At 70.8% G+C, this 20,479-nt stretch carries 25 protein-coding genes; 21 read left to right on the top strand and 4 right to left on the bottom strand.

The genetic code is table 11. From position 1 onward, the window contains the following. Positions 1-762 (top strand): TonB family protein, encoded by a 762-nt coding sequence (locus WPS_RS11855; protein WP_317994693.1) that lies wholly within the window; start codon positions 1-3, stop codon positions 760-762. 63 nt (positions 763-825) lie between these two features. On the opposite strand, the gene WPS_RS11850 is transcribed toward WPS_RS11855, so the two are convergent. After that, entirely contained in the window at positions 826-1,185 is a 360-nt protein-coding gene (locus tag WPS_RS11850; RefSeq protein ID WP_317994692.1) for a PilZ domain-containing protein, read from the bottom strand. 38 nt (positions 1,186-1,223) lie between these two features. Between WPS_RS11850 and WPS_RS11845 the strand changes: the two genes are divergently transcribed. Both WPS_RS11845 and WPS_RS11840 read left to right on the top strand, forming a co-directional pair. Continuing rightward, complete coding sequence (locus WPS_RS11845; protein ID WP_317994691.1) at positions 1,224-2,102, top strand: undecaprenyl-diphosphate phosphatase; 879 nt, start codon at positions 1,224-1,226, stop codon at positions 2,100-2,102. After that, on the top strand, positions 2,099-2,272 hold the full coding sequence (locus WPS_RS11840) for a hypothetical protein (protein WP_317994690.1): 174 nt from the start codon (positions 2,099-2,101) through the stop codon (positions 2,270-2,272). Before WPS_RS11845 ends, WPS_RS11840 begins: the two co-directional genes overlap by 4 nt. 6 nt (positions 2,273-2,278) lie before the next feature. Here WPS_RS11840 and WPS_RS11835 read toward each other — a convergent pair whose 3' ends face one another. From WPS_RS11835 to WPS_RS11825, 3 genes are read right to left on the bottom strand one after another with little or no spacing between them, the layout of a single operon-like run. Continuing rightward, a complete protein-coding gene (locus tag WPS_RS11835; RefSeq protein WP_317994689.1) occupies positions 2,279-3,145 on the bottom strand; it encodes a hypothetical protein in 867 nt (288 codons plus the stop codon). After that, positions 3,142-3,519: a hypothetical protein gene (locus tag WPS_RS11830; RefSeq protein ID WP_317994688.1), complete on the bottom strand. Its 378-nt coding sequence runs from the start codon at positions 3,517-3,519 to the stop codon at positions 3,142-3,144. Before WPS_RS11830 ends, WPS_RS11835 begins: the two co-directional genes overlap by 4 nt. An 8-nt stretch (positions 3,520-3,527) precedes the next feature. Beyond that, entirely contained in the window at positions 3,528-4,199 is a 672-nt protein-coding gene (locus tag WPS_RS11825; protein ID WP_317994687.1) for an HD-GYP domain-containing protein, read from the bottom strand. A 59-nt stretch (positions 4,200-4,258) separates the two neighbouring features. Between WPS_RS11825 and WPS_RS11820 the strand changes: the two genes are divergently transcribed. From WPS_RS11820 to WPS_RS11735, 18 genes are read left to right on the top strand one after another with little or no spacing between them, the layout of a single operon-like run. Beyond that, a complete protein-coding gene (locus WPS_RS11820; RefSeq protein ID WP_317994686.1) occupies positions 4,259-5,248 on the top strand; it encodes a cysteine synthase A in 990 nt (329 codons plus the stop codon). After that, a complete protein-coding gene (gene moaC, locus WPS_RS11815) occupies positions 5,245-5,733 on the top strand; it encodes a cyclic pyranopterin monophosphate synthase MoaC (RefSeq protein WP_317994685.1) in 489 nt (162 codons plus the stop codon). Before WPS_RS11820 ends, moaC begins: the two co-directional genes overlap by 4 nt. Beyond that, the gene (locus WPS_RS11810) at positions 5,730-6,242 is read left to right on the top strand and encodes a MogA/MoaB family molybdenum cofactor biosynthesis protein (protein WP_317994684.1); all 513 of its coding nucleotides are present in this window, start codon (positions 5,730-5,732) and stop codon (positions 6,240-6,242) included. Before moaC ends, WPS_RS11810 begins: the two co-directional genes overlap by 4 nt. After that, positions 6,239-7,555 carry a bifunctional folylpolyglutamate synthase/dihydrofolate synthase gene (locus WPS_RS11805; protein WP_317994683.1) on the top strand — a complete coding sequence of 439 codons (1,317 nt, stop codon included), beginning with the start codon at positions 6,239-6,241 and terminating at the stop codon, positions 7,553-7,555. The genes WPS_RS11810 and WPS_RS11805 overlap by 4 nt, the downstream gene beginning before the upstream one ends. After that, positions 7,548-8,417 carry a dihydropteroate synthase gene (gene folP / locus WPS_RS11800; protein WP_317994682.1) on the top strand — a complete coding sequence of 290 codons (870 nt, stop codon included), beginning with the start codon at positions 7,548-7,550 and terminating at the stop codon, positions 8,415-8,417. Before WPS_RS11805 ends, folP begins: the two co-directional genes overlap by 8 nt. 5 nt (positions 8,418-8,422) lie before the next feature. Beyond that, positions 8,423-8,806 (top strand): dihydroneopterin aldolase, encoded by a 384-nt coding sequence (folB, locus tag WPS_RS11795; RefSeq protein ID WP_317994681.1) that lies wholly within the window; start codon positions 8,423-8,425, stop codon positions 8,804-8,806. Positions 8,807-8,809: 3 nt separating this feature from the next. Beyond that, entirely contained in the window at positions 8,810-9,274 is a 465-nt protein-coding gene (folK, locus tag WPS_RS11790; protein WP_317994680.1) for a 2-amino-4-hydroxy-6-hydroxymethyldihydropteridine diphosphokinase, read from the top strand. Then, positions 9,271-9,921, top strand: coding sequence for a hypothetical protein (locus WPS_RS11785; protein ID WP_317994679.1), 651 nt, complete (start codon positions 9,271-9,273; stop codon positions 9,919-9,921). Before folK ends, WPS_RS11785 begins: the two co-directional genes overlap by 4 nt. A 51-nt stretch (positions 9,922-9,972) precedes the next feature. Further along, complete coding sequence (locus WPS_RS11780; RefSeq protein ID WP_317994678.1) at positions 9,973-10,398, top strand: acetyl-CoA carboxylase biotin carboxyl carrier protein; 426 nt, start codon at positions 9,973-9,975, stop codon at positions 10,396-10,398. Positions 10,399-10,401: 3 nt separating this feature from the next. Next, positions 10,402-11,757: an acetyl-CoA carboxylase biotin carboxylase subunit gene (gene accC / locus WPS_RS11775; protein WP_317994677.1), complete on the top strand. Its 1,356-nt coding sequence runs from the start codon at positions 10,402-10,404 to the stop codon at positions 11,755-11,757. Positions 11,758-11,759: 2 nt separating this feature from the next. Continuing rightward, entirely contained in the window at positions 11,760-12,170 is a 411-nt protein-coding gene (nusB, locus tag WPS_RS11770) for a transcription antitermination factor NusB (RefSeq protein WP_317994676.1), read from the top strand. Continuing rightward, positions 12,167-14,350 (top strand): transglycosylase domain-containing protein, encoded by a 2,184-nt coding sequence (locus WPS_RS11765; protein ID WP_317994675.1) that lies wholly within the window; start codon positions 12,167-12,169, stop codon positions 14,348-14,350. Before nusB ends, WPS_RS11765 begins: the two co-directional genes overlap by 4 nt. Continuing rightward, positions 14,347-15,789 carry an exodeoxyribonuclease VII large subunit gene (gene xseA, locus WPS_RS11760; RefSeq protein ID WP_317994674.1) on the top strand — a complete coding sequence of 481 codons (1,443 nt, stop codon included), beginning with the start codon at positions 14,347-14,349 and terminating at the stop codon, positions 15,787-15,789. The genes WPS_RS11765 and xseA overlap by 4 nt, the downstream gene beginning before the upstream one ends. After that, entirely contained in the window at positions 15,761-16,003 is a 243-nt protein-coding gene (gene xseB, locus WPS_RS11755) for an exodeoxyribonuclease VII small subunit (RefSeq protein ID WP_317994673.1), read from the top strand. Before xseA ends, xseB begins: the two co-directional genes overlap by 29 nt. 10 nt (positions 16,004-16,013) lie before the next feature. Further along, positions 16,014-16,796 carry a TlyA family RNA methyltransferase gene (locus tag WPS_RS11750; protein ID WP_317994672.1) on the top strand — a complete coding sequence of 261 codons (783 nt, stop codon included), beginning with the start codon at positions 16,014-16,016 and terminating at the stop codon, positions 16,794-16,796. Then, positions 16,793-17,647 carry an NAD(+)/NADH kinase gene (locus tag WPS_RS11745; protein ID WP_317994671.1) on the top strand — a complete coding sequence of 285 codons (855 nt, stop codon included), beginning with the start codon at positions 16,793-16,795 and terminating at the stop codon, positions 17,645-17,647. Before WPS_RS11750 ends, WPS_RS11745 begins: the two co-directional genes overlap by 4 nt. Next, the gene (gene recN / locus WPS_RS11740; protein ID WP_317994670.1) at positions 17,620-19,359 is read left to right on the top strand and encodes a DNA repair protein RecN; all 1,740 of its coding nucleotides are present in this window, start codon (positions 17,620-17,622) and stop codon (positions 19,357-19,359) included. Before WPS_RS11745 ends, recN begins: the two co-directional genes overlap by 28 nt. Continuing rightward, the gene (locus WPS_RS11735; RefSeq protein WP_317994669.1) at positions 19,356-20,474 is read left to right on the top strand and encodes a glycosyltransferase family 4 protein; all 1,119 of its coding nucleotides are present in this window, start codon (positions 19,356-19,358) and stop codon (positions 20,472-20,474) included. Before recN ends, WPS_RS11735 begins: the two co-directional genes overlap by 4 nt. Positions 20,475-20,479 lie beyond the last annotated feature (5 nt).

Here is a 20,479-nt window from a genome sequence, read left to right as displayed (position 1 = left end):
ATGGCGAGCAACAATGCCCCCAAGCCTCCGGTGGTCACCGCCGAGCGGGCGAAGAATTTCCTTGCCTACGGCTTCCTGATCTCGATCGTGCTGCATCTGCTCGTCGGTCCGTTCATCAAGTTCCAGCGGACGCAGACGGAAGAAGAGCAGCCGCAGAAAGTGACGGTCGTGCGCGTTCCGACGCCGCCGCCGACCCCGCCGCCGACGCCGACGCCCAAGCCGACGCTTCCGCCGACGCCGCCGCCGAAGTCGACGCCGCCGCCCAAGCAGACGCCGGCCCCGCAGCAGCCGAAGATCAAGATTAACACGCAAAAGACCGAGACCAAGTCGAACACCGGTCCGACCGAAACGACCAACAAATACACGACCGGCAACACGCAGGGGATCCCGCAGGGTCAAGGGACTGCCGCGCCGTCGACGGCGCCGCCCGCAACGCCCGCGCCTGCGACGGCGACGCCGAGGCCTACGCCGACCCCGCTCGCCTGCGCGCGGCCGAACGTCCCGGCGGGAACCGACCACGCGGTCGAACCCGACATGCCGGCGATGGCGCAGCAGCAGGGCGTGCAGGGCGACGTGCAAGTCGTCGTCTCGCTCAACGAGAACGACAAGGTAACCAATGCCAGCGTGCGCAGTTCACCGAGCGCCCTGCTCAACCAGGCTGCTCTCTCCGCCGCGCGCCAGTCGACGTTCCACACCGAGATTCGCGACTGCAAGAAGATCGCCGCCGACTACATCTTCGTCGTCACCTTCAGCTCGCAGTAACGATGTCGCGCTGAGCCTGTCGAAGCGCAGCCCGAATCGCACGCTTCGACGAGCTCAGCGTGACTACAGCACGCCGAGGTCGCGGAGTTTGTACATCATGTCGATGTAGCCCAGCAGCTGGGACTCCTGTTCCGGAGTGCGGTCGGTGAATTCGACGCCGATGCGGTGCGTGCCGAGCAGCGGGTCGAAGCGGCACCAGCGCACATCGCCGGTGAGGCGGAGCGGCGGGCGCGGATCGCCGCGCAGTTCGAGTTCGAGCCGCAGCGCCTGGCCGGCCGCGAGTTCGGCGGCGGAGAACATCGCAAGGCCGCCGAGACCGATGTCGTACGTCTGCGTGAGCGCGGCCGCGAACTCGTCGCCGATCGTGTACGAGACGAGCAGGGGCGCATCGTTCAGCCGCCGGTGCGACCGTGCATCACTCACGCGCGCGGCTTCACCGCGAGCGGGAAAGCCTCCCCTGCATGCGAACCGTTGCGGACGTGACGTTCGTGCAGGCGATGCTGCTCGCGGTGCTGCAGGGTGTCAGCGAACTCTTTCCGATCAGCAGTCTCGGGCACACCGTGCTCGTACCCGCATTGCTGCGATGGAACATCGACGAAGGTTCCGAGTCGTTCCTGGCGTTCGTCGTCGTTCTTCACCTCGGAACCGCGCTGGCGCTGATCGTCTTTTACCGCCGTGACTGGATCGCGATCGTCCGTGCGCTCGTTGCGAGCGTCGTGCGCGGGCGCATTGGCAGCGATCCGATCGAACGCACCGCGTGGCTCCTCGTCGCCGGAACGATCCCGGTCGGCGTGCTGGGCGTGCTCTTTCAGTCCGCGGTGAAATCGCTTTTCGCGTCGCCGATTCCGGTCTCACTGTTTCTCTTCGCCAACGGCTTCGTGATGCTGCTGGGGGAGTGGCTCCGGCGCCGCCAGCACGCGCGGCCGGACCATCCGTACCGGCGCCTGCCGGAACTGACGCCGCGTGACGGCGTCCTGGTCGGGCTCGCACAGTCGCTGGCGCTGCTGCCGGGGATTTCGCGCTCGGGCTCGGCGATCGTCGCGGGGCTCTTGCGAGACCTGCACCACGACGACGCGGCGCGCTACTCGTTTCTGCTCGCGACCCCGGTCATTCTCGCCGCCGCCGTGCTCGAGATCCCGACCCTCTTCGCTCCCGAGGCGCACGTCGTGCTCGTCGAGTCGGCGGTCGGCTGCGTCGTCGCCGGCGTCACCGCCTACGCCTCGGTGGCATTTCTCACCCGCTGGTTCAAGCACAACGACTTGGCGCCGTTCGCGTGGTATTGTGTCGCGGCGGGAGCGATCTCGTGTTTCCTCTTCGTAACGAAAGTGATTCCGTCGTGAAACAAGCCGCGCTCGTCCTCGCCGTCGTCTTCCTGATCGTCGCCGTGCTGTATTGGACCGGCCACTTCATCCCCTCCGGCGTGCACGTCAAGCACGGGATCGTCGCGGTGATCCTTGCGTTGCTCTCGCTGGTGTGGTACCGCTTCCAGTCAGCCGAACCCGCGCGCTGACGGCGTTTAGCGTGAGGCGATGAGGTAGTGTTCGTCGGCGTTCGGGCTTACGGTCTCGACGCGCGGACGTGATGCTTCGACGTAGGGCGCCGCCTCGGCTGCGGCGAGCACCTCGCCGACGGCGCGGTCGTAGGCGGGATCGTCGTGCGTGCGGCCGCCGAAGACTTTGTCGCGGTACAGACGCTCGACGTTAAGGTAGGGATCGCCCTGCCACCATGCTTCCCACATCCACACCCGCGGGTCGATCTTCGCGCTCGAGATCCGGCCCGGCGGCGCGATGTAGACGGCGTCGGCGCGGACGCGGCCGAGCGTCGCGGCGAAGTCGCCGCGGCGCACCGTGTTGCGTTTTCCGTTGTCGATCACCCAGCGCTCGGTCTCGCGAATGTAGTGCCACGCCAGTTCGCTCGGCGGGACGTCGACGAGATCGTCGGGATAGCGCGCCTTGAGCAGCCAGTGGCACAGCACGTGCCAGAGCCCGGCGATCGCGAGACCGGTTTGGCCGTCGCTGCGCAGCGCGTGCACGTTCGCGTGCCACACGCCGAGATAGCGGCACTGGTCCTCGCTGAAGAATACGCCTTCCCACGCGCGGAAGAGATCGTTCGGATAGATGCGCCCGGGCAGCATCTCGACGACCTCGGCGACCTCGCTCTCGCGCAGGATCGTGAAATCGTTGACGACCAGGCCTTCGCCGGCGCGCACGAACCACTCGAGCAGGTCGCCGCCGTGCACCGCGATCCCGTGCCGCTTGAGCGCGTTGAGGTGCATCGGCAGGCCCATGAACGGATCGACGGGGCTCGCGATCCCGCGCGCTTGGCACAGATCGAGGAGCCGCGTCCCGGAGACGCGGCGCGTCGTCACCGGCAGATCGATCACGTCGGCATCCCGAGCGCCGCCAAGTACGCCTGCACGACCGCCGGATCGAACTGCGTTCCGGCGGCGGCCGCGATCAAACGTGGAGCGTCGTGGGGCGGCAGCGCGTCGAGCGCGACCGCGACGCCGAGCACCGCGGCGAGCGGCTCGCCGGCCCGCTCTTCGTACCAGCGCGCCGACGCGGCGAGAACCGGCGCGTCGCCGGCGAACCGCGGTACGGCGGCCGCGATCGACGCCGCGCGCCGCGCCGCGGCCGCGCGGCGCTCGCGGGCGAACCGCGAGAGCGGATCGAACGCGTCGTGCTCGGGTTCGGCGACCGCGCCGGTGAGCGCGAAAAGCAGGCCGAGCCGGCGCGCCGCGGCCGCGTCGAGCGCCATGCGCTTCGCTATCTGCGCGGCGATCTGCGCGATCCGTTCGCTGCGTCGTGCGGTCGACGGATCGCGTGCGTCGAGCCGCGCCGCGAGTTCGGCGACGAGCGCGTCGTCGTCGGGGACGGGGAGCGCCGGTTCGTCGAACGCCGTCGCGTCGGCGCCGGTACGCGCGACGAAGTCGCGGAACGCGCGGACGAGTTCGACGGGGAAGCGCCGTCCCTCGGGCGAACGCGGGTCTTGCGGATCGTCGGCCGCTTCCAGGAACGCATGGACGATCCCGAGCGCCGCCGCGTCGCGCGGAATCCCGTCCAGCGCAGCCGGTCCGGGAATCCGGTGCCGTCGGCGTGCTCGCGATGCCAGCGAATCAGATCGGCCGTCGCGGGCGGCAGACCGGGGATCTCGGCGGCGATGCGCGCGCCGTAGAGCGGGGCGTCGGCGACGGCGAGCGACCGCCGGTGTTCGCCGGCGTCGGCGGAGACGATCACGGCGAGCGCGCCGATCTCGGCGAGGAGTCCGGCGCACCAGCTCGCGGAGACCGTGTCCTCGTCCTCACCGCGATGGCGGGCGAAGCCGCCCGCGAGGGCCGCACGCCGGCGCCCGAATCCGAGCCCGCGTCCGGCAAGTGCGTCGCCGACGGCGCCGTACAATCCGAGTGCGCCGTCGGCGGAGTGAACAGGAACCGTCATCCTCGCCGGACGACGTTCACCGCACCGTGCCGAATCCCTCACCAACCTTCGCAACCGCAGTGCGCGACGGCGTCGCCGGTACGATCGGGAACACGCCGCTGATCGCGCTGCCGAAGCTCTCGGCGGCGATCGGGCGCACGATCCTCGGGAAAGCCGAGTTTCTCAATCCCGGCGGCTCGGTCAAGGATCGCGCGGCGCGCGGAATCATCGACGACTTCGAGCGGCGCGGTCTGCTCGCGCCCGGCGGAACGATCGTCGAAGGGACCGCCGGCAACACCGGGATCGGGCTGACCGTCGTCGCGAACGGGCGCGGCTACCGCACCGTCATCGTCGTCCCCGACGATCAGGCGCCCGAGAAATACGCGCTGCTGCGCACCCTCGGTGCCGACCTGCGGATCGTCGCCGCCGTGCCGTTCGCCGATCCCGCCAACTACTACCACCAGGCGCGCGCGCTCGCGGAGTCGATGCCGGGCGCGGTGTGGGCGAATCAGTTCGAGAACCTCGCCAACCGCGACGCGCACGAAGCGACGACCGGTCCGGAGATCTACGACCAGGCCGGCGGCGCGCTCGACGCGTTCGTCACCTCGGCCGGGACGGGCGGAACGATCGGCGGCGTCTCGCGTGCGCTCAAGGCGCGCGATGCGTCGATCCGCACGGTCCTCGCCGATCCGTACGGTTCCGCGCTCTACTCCTACGTGAAGCACGGGACGCTCGACGTCGAAGGCGACTCGAACGCAGAGGGAATCGGGATCAAACGGATCGTCGCGAACTTCTCCGGCGCACCGGTCGACGACGCGCTGCGCGTCGACGACCGCGCGATGGTCGAGATGGCACACTGGCTCACGCATCACGAAGGGCTGTTCGTCGGCGGCTCCGCTGCGCTCAACGTCGTCGGCGCAGCGCGCTTCGCGCGTATGCTCCCCGAGGGCGCGCGCGTCGCGACGATCCTGTGCGACGGCGGCGACCGCTACCGCTCCCGGCTCTACGACGCGGCGTGGCTCGCCGAGAAAGAACTCACCCCGTCGGCGACGGACCTTTCGTTCCTGTGAGCGCGCCGAAGCTCTCGCACGTCGCCGCCGACGGTTCGCTGACGATGGTCGACGTCGGCGCGAAGCCCGCGGCGGCGCGCAGCGCGCGCGCCGAGGCCCTGGTGGTGCTCCCCGCCGCAGCCGCCGCCGCACTGCGCGACGCGACGCTGGCGAAGGGCGACGCGTTCGCCGCCGCCCAGCTCGCCGGAATCATGGCAGCGAAACGGACGGGCGAGCTGATCCCACTCGCGCACCCGATCCCGCTCGGCGCCGTCGACGTCGCGTTCGCTTGGGACGACCAGACGACGCTGCGGATCACCGCTCACGCGAACACCGTCGGTCAAACCGGCGTCGAAATGGAAGCGCTGATCGCGGCGAGCGTCGCGGCGCTCACCGTCTACGATATGTGCAAGGCCGTCGACAAAGGGATCGTCATTCGTTCGATACGCCTGCTCGAGAAGACCGGCGGCAAGTCGGGGGCGTGGGCCGCGTCCGCCACGCCGTGACGACGCTCTACCCGGTCGCGGTGATCGTGCTCTCCGATCGCGCCCACAGCGGCGAACGCCCCGACGCGTGCATCCCGGTCGTGCGCGACGCGCTCCTGGGCAATCCGCTCGCGATCGACGACGAACGCGTCCTCCCCGACGATCCCGCGGCGCTGCAGGCCGCGCTGATCGAACTGTGCGAGGGGCCAACGCGACTCGTCCTCACCTCGGGCGGGACGGGCTTGGGTCCGCGCGACAAGACGCCCCAGGCGACGCAAGCCGTTCTCGACTACGAAGTGCCGGGGATCGCCGAAGCGATGCGCGCCGCTTCGATGAAGCACACGCGCGGCGCGATGCTCTCGCGCGCCGTGGCGGGCGTGCGAAACCGTTCGCTGATCGTCAACTTACCGGGGAGTCCGAAAGCGGTGCGCGAGACGCTCGACGCGATCGCCGGCGCGCTTCCGCACGCGCTCGAGCTGCTCGCCGGCGACGCAACAGATCGTCATCCGACCGGGTGTCACGAGGTATGACGTTCCAGGCAGCGCAGTCGTACCTGCTCGGCTTGATCAACGAGAACGCCTCGCGGCGGATGCCCAACCGGCTCGACCGCATCGCGGCGTTTCTCGCCGCGCTCGGTAATCCCGAACGCGCGTATCCGACCGTGCACGTCGCCGGGACGAGCGGGAAGGGCTCGACCGCGACGATGATCGCGGCCGTGCTGCAGGCAGCCGGGAAGCGGACCGGGCTGCACGCCAAGCCGCACTTGAGCAGCGTGACCGAGCGCGCGCGCGTCGACGGCGTCCCGATCCCGCAGGAGGCGTTCGGCGATCTCATCGGCGAGATGCAGCCGGCGGCGGAACGGATCGCGTACGAGTTCGGCCGCCCGACGTATTACGAGACGCTGCTCGCGCTGGCGTTCTTGTGGTTCGCCCGCTCGGAGGTCGACGCCGCGGTGATCGAAGCGGGGATCGGCGGGATGCTCGACGGCACCAACGTGCTGCGTCCGGAGGTCGCGATCATCACCAACATCGGCCGCGATCACACCGAGATCCTCGGCGACACGCTCGAAGACATCGCGCGTGACAAGGCCGGAATCGCGAAGCCCGGCGTTCCGCTCGTGAGCGACGTCCGCGATCCCGGCGCGCGCCGCGTCATCGAGCTCGCGTGCGCCGACGCCGGCGCGCCGTTCATCTCCGTCGCCGACACCGCGACGATCGAACCCCTCGCCGGCGAACGCTACGGACAGTCGTTCGCCGTCACCACGCCGGTCGACCGGTACGACGTCTCGCTCCCGGTACTCGGCGACTTCCAGCAGCGCAACGCGGCGACCGCGATCCGCGCGCTCGAACAGCTCCCGCCGGAACTGCGCCCGTCGCGCGCCCAGATCGAAGACGGACTCTCGCGCACGATCATCCCCGGACGGATGGAGTATTTTCCGTCGCATCCGGGCGTCGTCTTCGACATCGCGCACAACCCCGACAAGGCGGCGAGCCTCGCGTACGCGCTGGCGCAATCGTTCCCCGGACGCCGCTTCACCTTCGTGATGGCGATCGGCGAGTCGAAAGACGCGGCGGAGGTGATCGCGCCGTTCTTCCCGCTCGGCGGATCGTTTGTGTTCACGTCGTTCTCGGTCGCGGGGCGCACCGCGTCGCGTCCGCAGCGATTGGCGTCGATCGCGCACGAACTCGGCGCGTGGGGGCGCGCGATCAGCGATCCGGTCGAGGCGTTCGCGATCGCGCGGCGCAACGCCGACGCCGGCGGCGTCATCGTCGTCACCGGATCGACGTTCGTCGTCGCGACGCTGCGAGAGTGGTGGCTCGCGAACGTGGCGAGCAATGTCTGACCGGTTGACGCGGGGGCGCGGCGCGCTGTTCGTCCGCGGCCGCGCGCTGGCCTGGGGCGAGCGCACCTACGTGATGGGGATCGTCAACGCGACCCCGGACTCGTTCTCCGGCGACGGGCTCGTCGACCCCGCGCTCGCGGCGCAGCGCGCGCTCGCGCACCTCGCCGCGGGCGCCGACCTGATCGACGTCGGCGCGGAATCGACCCGTCCCGGCAACACGCCGATCAGCGACGCGACCGAACGCGCGCGGCTGCTCCCGGCGGTGCGCGCGATCCGCGCGGCAGCGCCGGATGCGATCCTGAGCGTCGACACGTTCAAGCCCGAAGTCTTTCGCGACGCGCACGCGGCCGGCGGCGATCTGCTCAACTCGATCTGGGGCGCGCCGCCGGAGCTCGTCGACGCGGCGGCGTCGTGCGGGGCGCCGATCGTGGTGATGCACAACAAAGCCGTGGCCGTGTACGAACGTGACGTCCTCGACGAGGTGCTCGCGTTTCTCGACGATGCGGCGGCACGCTGCGTCCGCGCCGGGATCCCGCCCGACCGCGTAATTCTCGACCCCGGGATCGGCTTCGGGAAACTCCCCGAGCACAGTCTCGCGCTGCTGCGCGCGCTCGACCGTCTCGTCGCGCTCGGCTTTCCGACGCTGATCGGGACGTCGCGCAAATCGACGATCGGCAAACTCACCGGCCGCACGGTCGACGCGCGCGAGTTCGGGACCGCGGCGACCGTCGCGCTCGCCGTCGCGGCGGGGATCGACATCGTGCGCGTGCACGACGTCGCCGAACAGACCGACGTCGTCCGCGTCGCCGACGCGATCGTCCGCGGCTGGCGCCCCGCCGGCTGGACCGAACGCCTCCCATAACGCACATGGCGATGGAGCGAGCGCAGCGGGATCGTGAACGCGACGTCATCGAGTTACGCGGGATTCGTGTGTTCGGGCGGCATGGTGCGAACCCGGGCGAACAGGACGTTCCGCAGCCGTTCGAGATCGCGCTGCGGCTCGAGGTCGAGATCGCCGCCGCGCGCGCGAGCGATGCGCTCGCCGACACCGTCGACTACGCGGCCCTCCACGCTGCCGTCGTGCGAATCGTCGCGCGCGAGCGGTTCGCGCTCCTCGAGCGGCTCGGCGACGTCATCCTTGACGCCGCGCTGGCCGATCCGCGCGTCGTGCGCGCATCCGTTTCGATTGCCAAGCCCGCACTGCTCGGCGGCGCGACGCCGGTGGTGACGCTGCACAAGGGACGCCGCTGACTCGTGCCGCGCGCCGCGATCGGGATCGGTTCTAACGTCGGCGACGCCGCCGCGAACGTCCGCCGCGCGTTCGCTCGGCTCGGCGAGCTCGGCGACGTCGCGGCGCGTTCGTCGCTCTATCGCAGCGCGCCGTGGGGAGTGACCTATCAGGACGCGTTCGTCAACGCCGCCGCCCTGCTCGACACCGCGCTCGCGCCGCACGCGCTGCTGCGCGAGCTCAAGCGCATCGAGACGGAAGAGGGGCGCGTCGTCACCTATCGCTGGGGGCCGCGCGTGCTCGACCTCGACATCCTGGCGTACGGCGACGTGAAGGTTGCCGATCCGGACCTGGAGATTCCGCACCCGCGCCTGCACGAGCGAGCCTTCGCGCTGATCCCGCTCGCCCAGATCGCGCCCGAGTACGCGGCGAAGTGCGAGCGGCTTCCCCCCGGAGAGCGCGACGCCGTCGTCGAACTCGCGCCGCAATGAGACGGTACGCCCTCGCGGCGCTCGCTGGTCTTCTGACGCTGCTCCCGGCTGCCGCGCGCGCGGACGTCTTCTCGTCGCTCTCGTACGGCGTCCACGTCAGCACGATCGGCGACGGGATCACGCTCGAAAAACCGCTGCTCTACGACTTCAGCCTGCGGCTCGCGACGAACACGGCGAGCGTCTCGCAGCAGCTCGAGTACGACGGCAACCCGTACACCTCGACCGCGAAATACAACAACATCGCCGTGATCGCCGATTACCGGCCCTACGCGGGGCGCTACCGCATCAGCGGCGGGCTGGTGTTCGGGAACGACCGCGTCGACAACACCGCGCGCGATGAGAACGGCACCATCCGCGTCGGCAGCGGGGTCTATCCGGCCGCGGCGACGGGGACCGTCACCTCGCGGCTGGCGTTCGACCGGCCGTCGATCTACGCCGGGGTGGGGACCGGAACCGGTCTGATCCGCGGCCTCGCGCTGGCGTTCGATGCCGGCGTGCTGTTGCGCAACGGGACGCCGAGCGCCGCCGCGACCGGGCCGCTCGCCGCCGATCCGGTCTTTCGCGCCGACCTCGCCCGCCTGCGCGGCGAGCTGCGCACGCGGGTCGTCGTCCCGGTGTTCAGCATCGGGCTGACCTTCCGTCCGTAGCGGCGGACCGGGCCGGGGGCGGGGCCCCGCGGGCGTCGAACCCACCGCCGGATGACCGACGACGTGATCGCGACGCGCACCCGAGCCCTGGCCGGAGCGCTCGCCGAAAGCGGCTTTGCGCGCCTGCGGGTCCGCGAGGGCGAAACCGAGATCGAACTGCGCCGCTCGCCCCGGTCCCCGTCGCCGTCCGCCTCGGCGCAGGCGTCAAGGCACGACGCCGATGCGCCGACGAAGCCGAGCGTCGCCGACCGTACCGTCGACGCGATCGCGAGCGACGTGGTGGGGATCGTCCGGATGCTCCGTCCGGCCGTGTCGGAAGGTCAGATGCTCGAGGGCGACCGCGACCTCGCCTACGTCGAGACGCTGGGGATCCGCAACCCGGTGCGCTCGCGCGGACCCGGACGGATCGCGACGATTTTCGTCACCGAAGGGCAGCCGGTCGAGTACGGCCAGACGCTGTTCGCGATCGAGCGGTAGCCCATGTTCCGCAAAGTCCTGATCGCGAACCGCGGCGAGATCGCGCTTCGCATCAATCGCGCGTGTCACGAGCTCGGGGTCGCCACCGTCGCGATCTTCTCCGAAGCTGACCGTCAGTCGCTGCACGTGCGCCACGCCGACGAAGCGTTCTGCGTCGGGCCGGGTCCGGTTGCGCGCTCGTATCTCAACATCCCGAACATCATCTCGGCCGCGATGATCAGCGGCTGCGACGCGATCCATCCCGGCTACGGCTTCCTCGCCGAGAATGCGCGCTTCGCCGAGATCGCCGCCGACCACGGCCTCACGTTCATCGGACCGCGACCCTCGGTCATCAACGCGATGGGCGACAAGGCGACGGCGAAGCGCATCATGCGCGAAGCCGGCGTCCCGACGACGCCGGGGAGCGACATCGTCGCGTCGGTCGAGGAGGCGCGCGAGGTTGCGGAGCGGATCGGGTTCCCGGTCCTGCTCAAGGCGACCGCGGGCGGCGGCGGCAAAGGGATGCGCGCGGTCAGCGAGCCCGAGGAACTGCCGACGGCGTTCGCAACCGCTCAGGCCGAAGCCGAAGCATCCTTCAAAGACGGCCGCATGTACGTCGAGAAACTGATCCTCAACCCGCGCCACATCGAGGTGCAGGTCCTCGCCGACGAGCACGGCGGCGTCGTGCACCTCGGCGAGCGCGACTGTTCGGTGCAGAAGCCGTCGCATCAGAAGCTGATCGAGGAAGCGCCGGCGCCGGAACTCGATCACGTCTTGCGTGCGCGCCTGCACGAAACGGCGGTGACGGCGACCCGCGCCGTCGGGTACACCAACGCCGGAACGCTCGAGTTTCTGGTGAGCGGCGATGACGTGTACTTCATGGAGATGAACACGCGCATCCAGGTCGAGCATCCGGTGACCGAACTGATCTACGGCGTCGACTTGGTGAAGGAGCAGATCCGCATCGCATCGGGCGAGTCGCTCGGCTTCTCGCAAGACGATCTGCATCCGCACGGCCACGCGATCGAGGTGCGCGTCAACGCCGAAGATCCCAACCACAACTTCGCGCCCGCCGCCGGAACGCTCACCACCGTCGTGTTCCCGGGCGGACCGGGGATCCGCGTCGACACGCACGTGTACGGCGGCGCGATGGTCCCGCCGTTCTATGACTCGATGCTGGCGAAGATCGTCGCCGTCGGGCGCACGCGTGAATCGGCGATCCTGCGCATGGAACGCGCGCTCGACGAAACCCGTATCGAAGGCGTGAACACGACGGTCGACTTCTGCCGCGAGATCCTCGCCGATCCGGAGTTCCGCGCCGGCGGGATCGGCGTCGCCTGGCTCCCCGCGCTGCTGGCCCGGCGGGTCGCGACGGTCTGATCGTGGCCTCGTTGTCGCGCCGGCATGCGCGCGAGCTTGCACTGCAAGCACTCTACGGGTCCGAGGTGGGCAAGCGTCCCGCGGATGAGATGCTGACCGAAACGCTCGCGCGCACCGACGCCTCCGAGGCGCGCGCGTTCGTGCGCGATCTCGTCTTCGGGACGCTCGAGTCGGAAGCCGAATCCGACGCGCTGATCGCGCCGCTCCTCGAAGGCTGGACGCTCGACCGTCTGCCGACGATCGACCGGATCGTGCTGCGCATGGGCGCGTTCGAACTGCGGCATCGCAAAGAGACCGATCCGGCCGTCGTCATCAACGAAGCGGTCGAACTGGCGAAGAAGTTCTCGACCGAAGACTCCGGCCGTTACGTCAACGGCGTCCTGGGCCGTCTGATGGAGCGCGCCGCGCGATGAGCCGCGCGCTGGCCGGTTCGGGGACGCGCGTGCGGCGCCGCACGCGAAAGCGGCGCGGCCCGGGCGCGATCGCGCTGCAGATCGTCAAGTGGCTCGCGATCGCGGCCTTGTTCGCGATCCTGCTGTTCGCGGGGATCGTCGCCGGGATCGTCGCGTCGTACTCGCGCAACCTCCCGGACATCAACCGGATGGCCGACTATCAGCCCTCGCGCTCGACGCAGGTGTACGCGCGCGACGGCGAACTGCTCGCCAACCTCTATCGCGAGAACCGCACCTGGGTGGGGATCGCGAAGATTCCGATCCCCGTGCGGGAGGCGTTCATCGCCACCGAGGACGCGCACTTCTACCAGCACCACGGCGTCGATTTCTACGGCATCGCGCGCGCGGTCGTCGCTGACTGGAGCCACAAGCAGTTCCAAGGCGCGTCGACGATCACGCAGCAGCTCGCCCGCGGACTGTTCCTCTCGAGCGAGGTCTCGTACTCGCGCAAGATCCAGGAAGCGCTGCTGGCGATGGAGATCGAGCGCTACTACACGAAGGACGAGATCCTCGAGCGCTACCTCAACCTGATCTATTTCGGCTCGGGCGCGTACGGCGTCGAAGCCGCGGCGCACACCTACTTCGGCACCGACGTCCGGCGCCTCACGCTCGGCCAGGCCGCGATGCTCGCGGGTTTGCCGGCGGCGCCGTCGGACTACTCACCCTACGTCAATCTCGCGCACGCGAAGGAACGTCAGCATCACGTCCTCGAGCGCATGGCCGACGCGGGCTTCATCTCGCGCGCGAAAGCCGACGCGGCCGAAGCCGCGCCGCTCGCCCTCGTCGGAGAACGCCCGCAGGGGCTGACCTCGTACCGCTTCCCGTGGTTCACGACGTTCGCGACGCACCAGGTCGAGTCGCAGTTCGGCAGCCGGGCGACGTTCGAAGGCGGCCTGCAAGTCTACACCACGCTCGATCCGCGCATCCAGACGATCGCGCAGAGCGCGGTCGATTGGGGGATCGCGTCGGCGGTGAGCGAGGGGATCGGCGCGCATCAGGGCGCGCTCGTCGCGATCCGCCCGTCGACCGGCGAGATCCTCGCGATGGTCGGCGGTGCCGGTCCGTTCTCGCTGAAGAACCAGTTCAACCGCGCGTGGCAGGCGCGCCGTCAGCCCGGTTCGTCGTTCAAGACCTACGTGTACACGGCCGCGATCGACGCCGGCCGTCCGCCGACGGCGGTCGTCGACGACGCGCCGGTCTCGTATCCGATGGGCGACGGGACGCGCTGGGCGCCGATGGACGACGACTTCCGCTTCCTCGGTCCGATCACGCTGCGTTACGCGCTCGCGCAGTCGCGCAACGTCGTCGCCGTGAAACTGGCGCAGGATCTCGGGGTCGACCGCGTGATCGAATATGCGAAACGCATGGGCGTCACCGCGGCGCTCGATCCGACGCTCTCGCTCGCGCTAGGCTCCTCGGGCGTCTCGCCGCTCGATCAGGCCGTCGGGTACGCGACGCTCGCCAACCAGGGGATCCACATCCCGCCCTCGGCGATCCGGCTCGTGCGCGACACGCTCGGGACGCCGGTGCTCGACAACACCTACCCGCAGCAGACCGAAGTGGTGAGCGCGGGAACCGCGTACATCGTGACCTCGATGCTGCAGTCGGTCATCAACGAAGGGACCGGCTATCCGAACGCGCAGATCGGACGGCCGGCGGCCGGCAAGACCGGGACGACGTCGAGCTTCCGTGATGCGTGGTTCGTGGGCTACACGCCCGATCTGGTCGCCGCGGTCTGGATCGGCAACGACAACTACGCGCGCATGAACGAATCGTACGGCGGCAACATCCCCGCGCGCATCTGGGCGCGCTTCATGAAAGCGGCGCTGGCGAAGACGCCGAAGCACGAGTTCGCGTATCCGTCGGGCGAAGTCCGCAAGGTGCGCTTGTGCGAGACCGGCAAGCCCGAGTATTTCCTCACCGGCACCGAGCCCGGACATGGCTGCGGCTACGACTACGCAGTGCCGTCGCGGCATCGGCGCGCGCAGGTGCCGGTCCCGGCCGCCGCGCCGGCCGCGCCCGTCGCGGCCGTGCAGCAGCCAGCGATTCCGCCCCCGGTGAAGCCGCTGACGCCGGCACCCGACACCATCGGCGACGGCCAAGTGCAGGCGCCGCTCACCGACCCGACGACCGCGCCGTGATCGCAGGCCGGCCCGACGTGCGCGTCGTCGCGGTCTCGCGGCTCGCGAACTACGTCAACAAACTGCTTTCCGGCAATCGCCACTTGGTGCTCATCGGCGTGAGCGGCGAGATCTCGAACTACCGGCCCAACTCGAACGGCAACGTCTACTTCGATCTCAAGGACCGCGACGCGCTGTTGAACTGCGTCGCGTTCAGCGAGGCCGCGGCGGCGTTCCCGGCGATGGCGAACGGCGATCAGATCGTCGCCTACGGTTCGGTGACGACGTTCCCGCGCAAGTCGACGTATCAGCTGCGCGTGCTCGAGGTGCGCACCGAAGGCGAAACCGGCGCACTTCACCAGCGCTACGAGACGCTCAGGGCGCGTCTGGCCGCCGAAGGACTCTTCGCCGATGAACGCAAGCGCGCGCTCCCGCGCTTTCCGTTCCGCGTCGCGCTGGTGACGTCGCGCAGCGCCGAGGGAGCGCGCGATTTCGAGACGCAGGCGCGCGAGCGCGCGCCGCACGTCGAGATCGTCGTCGTGCCCACCACGGTGCAGGGCGAAAAAGCGGCGCCCGAGATCGCCGCCGCGATCGCGCGCGCGGAGCGGCTCGACGTCGACGTGATCGTGCTGGCGCGCGGCGGCGGTTCGTTCGAAGACCTCTTCGCGTTCAGCGACGAGCGCGTCGTGCGCGCGCTCGCGGCGTCGCCGATCCCGACCGTCTCGGCGATCGGTCACGAAGGCGACGCGCCGCTGACCGACTTCGTCGCCGACCGGCGCGCCGCGACGCCGTCGGCCGCGGCGCAGACGCTCCTCCCGCGCCGCGACGATCTGCTGCGGATGGTCGACGAGCGGCGGCGGACGCTCGCGCGCGACCTCGACCGTCTCGTATCGTCGCGGCGGCAGCTCGTCGACGCGCGCGCCCGCCGGCTTTTCTCGGCAGCGCGCGAGCGCGTGAGCGCCGAACGCGAGTCGCTGCACCGCTACGAGCGCCGGCTCAACGCCGCCGGGCCGGCAGCGCGGCTGGCCCAGCGCCGCGGCCGCTTCGATGCGGTGCGGGCCGGTCTCGCGCGCGAGATCGTGACGCTGCTGCGGCGCCGCCGCGAGCGGCTCGCCGCCGCAGCGCAGCGTCTGGGTCGCGTCGATCCCGCGTTGCGCATCGCGCGTGCCGCGGGCCGCTCCGAGGCGACCGCGGCGGGACTCGACGCGGCGCTGCGCCGGCTGCTCGAGCGGTGCGCCGCGACGCTGCGCACGCTCGCGGTGTCGCTCGACGGCAACAACCCCGAAACGATCCTGCAACGCGGATACGCCATCGTGCGAGGGATGGACGGGCGCCCGCTGCGGGACGCGGCGGACGCACCGCCCGGCACGACGATCACGGCAGAACTCGCGCGCGGGCACCTGCACGCGCGCGTCGAACGCGAAGGGACGGATGGCGGACGACAGATCGGCCTCTTTTGAAGGCTCGCTCCAGCGGCTCGAACAGATCGTGAAGATCCTCGAATCGGAAGAACCCGATCTCGAGCGCGCCGTCGCGCTGTACAAGGAGGGACGCGAGCTGGTCGGCCGCTGCGAAGGTCTGCTGAAGACCGCGCATGCGGGGATCGACGCCGCCAACGCCGCCCCCGCGCGTCCCGTCGAGGACGCGCTCGATGACGACGAAATCGAGATCTGAGGCGAACCGCTTGGATGCAGCGGTCGCAGAGCAGGCCGGGATCACGCGCTCGCAGGCGCGCGCCTTGATCCTTGCCGGGAAGGTTCGCATCGACGGCGTCCCGGCGACGAAGCCGGGCGCGCACGTGCGCGCCGGCGCCGCGGTCGCGGTCGAGGAACCCGCGCGCTTCGTGAGCCGCGGCGGCGAGAAACTCGACGGCGCGCTGCGCGACTTCGGGATCGATCCCGCCGGGCTCGACGCGCTCGACGTCGGCGCCTCGACCGGCGGTTTCACCGACGCGCTGCTGCAGCGCGGCGCGCGGCACGTAACCGCGCTCGACGTCGGGTACGGGCAATTGGCGTGGAAGCTGCGCGGCGACCCGCGCGTCACGGTGATCGAGCGGACGAACTTCCGCACCCTCGCCGGCGACGCGTTCCCCGCCGGATTCGACCTGATCGTCGTCGACGCGTCCTTCATCTCCCTGCGCACGATCGTCGCGCGCGCGGTCGCCTATCTGCGCGACTGCGGTGCGATCGTCGCGCTGGTCAAACCGCAGTTCGAAGCCGGCCGCGAGCGGCTCGGCGGCGGCGGCGTGGTCCGCGACGCAGCGGTGCACGCGGCGGTGCTGCGCGAAGTGCGCGACGCGGTGCGCGCGGCCGGCGTGCGCGCCGTGCGCGCGACGGTTTCGCCGCTGCGCGGCCCGGCCGGCAACGCGGAGTTTTTCTACGAACTGCGGCGGAGCGGTGCGGAGGTGAGCGACGACGTCCTCGACGCGCTGGTCGCGCAGGTGCACGACCCGGGACGATCCTCGTGAAGGCGATCGCGCTGTACGTCAACACGATCCGCGCGCGCGCCGCGGAGACGGCGCGCCACGTTGCGCGCATCGCCGCGGATCACGACGTGCGGATCGCGCTGGTCGACGGCGCCGGCGTGGAACTCGACGTCGACGTCGCGCGCTGCGATCTCCGCGAAGCGCAATTGTTCGTCACCGTCGGCGGTGACGGGACGCTCCTGCGCGCGGCCCGCATCGCGCACCCGCTCGGAATCCCGATCCTCGGCGTCAACACGGGCCGGCTCGGCTTTCTCACCGAGGTCGAAGCGAACGACGAAGGGTTCGCGGCGCTGGCGCGCGTGTTCGCGGGGATCGCGCTGCGCGTCGAAGAGCGCGTCGCGCTCTACGCGCAGGTCGCCGGGCACGGCGAGCGTCACTTCGCGCTGAACGAAGTGGTCGTCCGGCGCGTCGAGCAGGCCCGTCTCGCGCCGTACGGGCTCTCGCTCGACGGCGAGATGGTCGCGCACATCCCCTCCGACGGGGTGATCGTCGCGACGCCGACCGGATCGACGGCGTACTTCCTGAGCGCCGGCGGCCCGATCATCCATCCGCGCGTCGAAGCGATCGGCGTCGCGGCGCTGATGCCGCACACGCTCTTCGCGCGCCCGCTGCTCGTGCCGACGGATGCGACGATCGAGATCACCTGCGACGGCGAACTCACCCGCGCCAACCTCGAAACGGACGGGATGGTCGCGAGCCCCCTGCAGGCCGGAGACCGCGTCACGATCCGTCGCGCCGACACGCCCGTACGTTTCGCGCGCGTCCGCTCGGGAGCGTTCTTCGCCCGGCTCGAAGAGAAACTGCAATGGGGCGTTCCGATCAAGTCGCTGTGACGGGCGCAGCACCGGCCGTGACGCTGCTGCGCCTCACGCTCGAGAACGTCGGGTTGATCGCGCGCGCCGAACTCGAGTTCGGCGCCGGCCTCACCGTCGTCACCGGTGAGACCGGCTCGGGGAAGACCATGCTGCTCGGCGGCCTCGCGCTCGCGCTGGGCGGCCGCGCCGAGAGCGACGTGGTGCGGGCCGGCGCGGAACGCGCGCGCGTCTCGCTCGAGATCGCGCCCGACGCCGCGCTGCGCGCGCGGCTCGCCGCGGCCGGCTTCGCGCTCGCCGACGACGACGACGTGATCGTGCACCGCGAGGTGCTGGCCGGCGGCCGGTCCCAGGCGCGGATCAACGGCGTCGCCGCCGGCGCGAGCCAGGTGCGCGACGCGATCGGAACGCTCGTCGACATCGTCTCGCAGCACGAGGCGCAACGGCTCCTCGCCCCCGCCTATGCGATCGACCTCCTCGACCGCTACGCGGGCGCGCCGGCGCTCGCGCTTCGTGACGACGTACGCGAACGCTGCGACGACGTGCGCGAAGCGCGCGCGCGGCTCGCCGCGTTGCGCGACGACGACGGCCGCGCGCTCGCGCGGATCGAGTTCGCGCGCTTCGCGCTCGCCGAGATCGACGCCGCGGCGATCGCGGACGACAACGAGGACGAACGCCTGCGCGAGCGCCGCGACGTGCTCGCCGACGCCGAACGGATCCTGGCGTCGCTCGCGGCGGCGTCGGCGGCCCTCGAAGACGAGGGCGGTGCGGTCGACGCGCTCGGCGCAGCCGAGTCCGGGCTCGCGGCGCTCGCGCGCTACGGCGAACGCTTCGCCGAACTCGCCGCCGCCGCCGGCGCGCTGCAGTCGGACGCAAACGAACTTGCGGCGCGGATCGCCCGCGAGCGCGAAGCGATCGAACTCGACCCGGCGGAGCTCGACGCGCTGAGCGCGCGTCTCGACGCGCTCGACCGGCTGAAGAAGAAGTACGGCGGAACGCTGGCGGAGGTGGGCGCGCAGCGCGAGACGTTCGCAGCGGCGATCGCGGACGTCGACGAACGCGATACGCGGATCGCGCAGGCCGAGCGCGCGGTCCGCGAACGCGAGGCGGCGCTCGCGGCGCGCGCCGCCGAGCTGACCGCGCTGCGCGCCGACGCCGCAGGCGCGCTGGCGCGCGCGGTGCGTGACGAACTCGCCGCGCTCGCGATGCCGGCCGCGACGCTCGAGGTCGCGCTCGAACCGCTCGCGGAGATCGGGCCGCACGGCGGCGAACGCGCCGAGCTGCGGTTCGCGGCGAATCCGGGCGAACTGCTGCGGCCGCTCGCGCGCGTCGCGTCCGGCGGCGAACTCTCGCGGGTCCTGCTCGCGCTCGTCGTCGTCCTGGCCGACCGCCGCGAACGGACCGCGCTCGTCTTCGACGAGATCGATGCCGGGATCGGCGGTGCGACCGCGAGCGCGGTCGGCGCGCGGCTGGCCCGGCTTGCGGAGAACGCGCAGGTCGTGTGCGTCACCCACCTCGCGCAGATCGCCTCGTTCGGGGACGCGCACGTCGCGCTGCGCAAACACGCGCGCGGCGAGGCGACGACAATCGAGGCGCTCCCGCTCGACGCGCGCGGGCGCACGGCCGAGATCGCGCGCATGCTCGCCGGCGACGAACGCGGCGTCGCGCTCGAGCATGCCGGCGCGCTGATCGATGCGTCGCGGCGCACCGCGCAGGCGGCGCGCGCGCGATGAACGTGCTGTTCCTCGCATCGGCGGGCGGCGAGGCGCACCGGCGCACCCTCGCGGCGCTGGTCGCCGACGCCGCGAGCCGCGGCGACGTGCGCGTGCTGGCGCCCGACGCGGAGGGGAAGGCAATGCGCGGATCGGGTGTCACGATCGAGTCGTGGAAGCCGGCCGGGCTTTTCAGCGTGCTGCGCTCGATCGGCGCGCTGCGCCGCGCGGTCGACTATCACGCGCCGGACGCCGTGCACGCCGTCGGCTGGACCGCCGCCGCCGTTGCGCTCGGCGCGCTCCCGCCGCCCTATGTTGCCCGTACGTTGGTGACGCTGCTCGATCCGATCGTCGACGGCGAGATCCCCAAGCAGTTCATCGAGAAACGGCTGCCGGAACTGATCCAGCGCGCGGGCGCCGTCACGTGCGCGTACGCGACGCTCGCGGACGAGGTCGTCGAGCGTTTCGGTGTTGCGGCCGAGCGCGTGCACGTGATTCCGCCCGGCGTGACGCCGACGCACGGCGAAGTCCTTCAGCGGCCGCCGGGACGCAACGGACCGATCGTCGGCTATCTCGGACGGCTGGGCGGCGACAAGACGTGGGAACAGGCGATCGACGCGCTCACCCAGGTGAAGATGCGCTATCCCGAGGCGCGGGTGTGGTTCGAGTGGACCGGTCCGTCGCGCAATCTGGTGCGCGCGTACGCGCGCGGGCGCGGCGTGCTTCACGAAGTGACGTTCTTCGACGATCTCCCCCCGCACGAGTTCTTCACCGGGATCGACGTCGCCATCGTCCCGCGCGGCCGCGATGCTCTGCCGTACGCTCTCCTGCAGGCGCTCGTCGACGGCGTCCCGATCGTCGCGACCAACTTCGAGGGTCTCGCCGACACGCTGGGTCCCTATCCGGTCGGATGGCTCGTCCCGGAAGGCGCCGAGGGGATCGCCGCCGGCGTCGTAGACGCGTGGAAATCGATCGCGTCCGCCTGGGAAGGCGCACAGGCGCAACGTCACGCGGCGATCGCCGCCTTCGATCCTGCGGCGATCGCGGAGCGCTACGCGCGGCTCCGCGAGCAGCTTGCCTTAGGAAGCAATGAGGAAACGCGTCCGCCGCTCGCTGGAGGGACCCCGGAGGGGTAGGATCT

The organism is Vulcanimicrobium alpinum (assembly GCF_027923555.1).
In the GTDB taxonomy this organism is placed as follows: domain Bacteria; phylum Vulcanimicrobiota; class Vulcanimicrobiia; order Vulcanimicrobiales; family Vulcanimicrobiaceae; genus Vulcanimicrobium; species Vulcanimicrobium alpinum.
Note: the sequence above shows the minus strand (reverse complement) of the source record. Positions and strands in the feature narration are given on the sequence as shown.

Coding starts and splice junctions, on each gene's coding strand:
- WPS_RS11855 (WP_317994693.1), top strand. CDS start 1: ATGGCGAGCAACAATGCCCCCAAGCCTCCGGTGGTCACCGCCGAGCGG.
- WPS_RS11845 (WP_317994691.1), top strand. CDS start 1,224: ATGCGAACCGTTGCGGACGTGACGTTCGTGCAGGCGATGCTGCTCGCG.
- WPS_RS11830 (WP_317994688.1), bottom strand. CDS start 3,519: ATGGCGCTCGACGCGGCCGCGGCGCGCCGGCTCGGCCTGCTTTTCGCG.
- WPS_RS11825 (WP_317994687.1), bottom strand. CDS start 4,199: ATGACGGTTCCTGTTCACTCCGCCGACGGCGCACTCGGATTGTACGGC.
- WPS_RS11805 (WP_317994683.1), top strand. CDS start 6,239: ATGACGTTCCAGGCAGCGCAGTCGTACCTGCTCGGCTTGATCAACGAG.
- folP (WP_317994682.1), top strand. CDS start 7,548: ATGTCTGACCGGTTGACGCGGGGGCGCGGCGCGCTGTTCGTCCGCGGC.
- folB (WP_317994681.1), top strand. CDS start 8,423: ATGGCGATGGAGCGAGCGCAGCGGGATCGTGAACGCGACGTCATCGAG.
- WPS_RS11785 (WP_317994679.1), top strand. CDS start 9,271: ATGAGACGGTACGCCCTCGCGGCGCTCGCTGGTCTTCTGACGCTGCTC.
- WPS_RS11780 (WP_317994678.1), top strand. CDS start 9,973: ATGACCGACGACGTGATCGCGACGCGCACCCGAGCCCTGGCCGGAGCG.
- accC (WP_317994677.1), top strand. CDS start 10,402: ATGTTCCGCAAAGTCCTGATCGCGAACCGCGGCGAGATCGCGCTTCGC.
- WPS_RS11765 (WP_317994675.1), top strand. CDS start 12,167: ATGAGCCGCGCGCTGGCCGGTTCGGGGACGCGCGTGCGGCGCCGCACG.
- xseB (WP_317994673.1), top strand. CDS start 15,761: ATGGCGGACGACAGATCGGCCTCTTTTGAAGGCTCGCTCCAGCGGCTC.
- recN (WP_317994670.1), top strand. CDS start 17,620: ATGGGGCGTTCCGATCAAGTCGCTGTGACGGGCGCAGCACCGGCCGTG.
- WPS_RS11735 (WP_317994669.1), top strand. CDS start 19,356: ATGAACGTGCTGTTCCTCGCATCGGCGGGCGGCGAGGCGCACCGGCGC.